This is a genomic window from Oleiphilus sp. HI0128 (assembly GCF_001635365.1).
This window is the reverse complement of record NZ_LWGG01000553.1, coordinates 1-865: the sequence shown is the minus strand read 5'-3', so window position 1 is coordinate 865 and position 865 is coordinate 1. Positions and strand designations below refer to the sequence as shown.

Annotated in this window: 2 pseudogenes; both read left to right on the top strand. The window is 43.7% G+C overall.

Features of this window, described 5'->3' with window-relative positions:
* A pseudogene (locus A3763_RS28345) lies at positions 1-247 on the top strand (transporter); the annotation flags it as partial.
* Positions 248-335: 88 nt separating this feature from the next.
* Positions 336-865, top strand: a pseudogene (locus A3763_RS06560) (hypothetical protein); the annotation flags it as partial.

The window sequence follows — 865 nt, the reverse complement described above, 5'->3', positions numbered from 1 at the left end:
TTATGACACCTCTTTAAGTATATCGACCCAGGTTGGTTATAGTACTGAAACTAAATTAACTTTCGTTGGTTCGGGGACGGCAGTTTCGCCTGACTCGGTGAGTGGTTCGATGAACTTCTCACTGGGTATTCGTGTTGACCCTAAGACGATTACAAACGTTAGCTTTGGCTTTGGGCTTACTGAAGATGCGTCTGACTTAAGTATGGGGATCTCTTATCCAATTAATATAGGTGCTTTCAACTGGTAATCATGTGTCAGGAGTAAGGTGATGACTGCTTTGCTCTCGAGCGCACTTGTTTAATCTTTAGAATAGTAATGGGAAAAGGAATTAATTGGTGAAATCATTGCATTGGAAAGTAAAGAAACTGCTGGTGGTCGTATTGATTGCTACGTTTGCTTTCCCTCCCCAAGTTGTAGCTCAGCTAGCGAACGGCATTACGATTGATACTAAGGCTCTTTCCTTGGGTAATGCGATGCAGGCTGACGTAAATCCTGGTGTTTCAGCGGTTTACCATAACCCCGCTCAGCTTACCCGACTCAAAGAGCGTCACTTTGAGGTTGATCAGTTATTAATTGGTTTGGATCTTGATGCCGTATTTACTGCCCCTGATGACTATCAGTTGTTTGGTTTAGATGGTACAGGCTTTAATACCTATGACCCTACCGTACCGAGAGACCCTGTAGTAGGAGGCGATGGTCGAGGTAAGAGCCATACTAACAGGCTTTCTTTATATCTACCTGGCTTTGGTTTGCAGCAATGGGTGTGGAATGGCCCAACGATACTACCTCCGCAGATTGGCTTTTCGGTAAACCCTCCTGGTTCAAAGTTTACTTTTGCAAATAAAAATTATATCCACTCCGCTTT